This is a genomic window from Rhizobium sp. P2_G9, from assembly GCF_056403475.1.
On sequence record NZ_JBFUFK010000135.1, the window covers coordinates 1 to 716 of the forward strand.

At 63.8% G+C, this 716-nt stretch carries 1 protein-coding gene; it reads left to right on the forward strand.

Features of this window, described 5'->3' with window-relative positions; translation table 11 throughout:
- Window positions 1-716: ABC transporter ATP-binding protein (locus AC1DYF_RS40340; RefSeq protein ID WP_477884550.1), on the forward strand; the 716-nt coding region annotated here is incomplete at both ends.

Sequence of the window (716 nt, forward strand, 5' to 3'; positions counted from 1 at the left end):
GGCGAGTTCGTGGTCTTCGTCGGTCCGTCCGGCTGCGGCAAGTCGACATTGCTGCGCCTGATCGCCGGCCTCGAGGACACCACCTCCGGCACGATCGAGATCGACGGACGCGACATGACCAGCGAAGCGCCGGCCAAGCGTCGGCTCGCCATGGTCTTCCAGTCCTATGCGCTCTATCCGCATATGAGTGTCAGGAAGAACATCGCCTTTCCGCTGAAGATGGCGAAGATGCCGCAGGAGCAGATCGACAAGAAGGTCAATGAAGCCGCCCGCGTTCTCAACCTCACCAACTACCTCGAGCGGCGGCCGGGGCAGCTCTCGGGCGGTCAGCGCCAGCGCGTCGCGATCGGCCGCGCGATCGTCCGTGAGCCCTCCGCCTTCCTGTTCGACGAACCTTTGTCCAATCTCGACGCGGCTTTGCGCGGCACGATGCGGCTGGAAATCAGCGAACTGCATCATCAGCTTGGCACGACGATGATCTACGTCACCCACGACCAGGTCGAAGCCATGACCATGGCCGACAAGATCGTCGTGCTCAATGCCGGCCGCATCGAACAGGTCGGCTCGCCGATGGAACTCTACCACACGCCAGCCAATGTCTTCGTCGCCGGCTTCATCGGCTCGCCCAGGATGAACCTGGTGACCGGCGCCGAGGCGCAGGCGCTCAACGCCACGACGATCGGCACGCGGCCCGAACACGTGGGCATCTCCAAGAC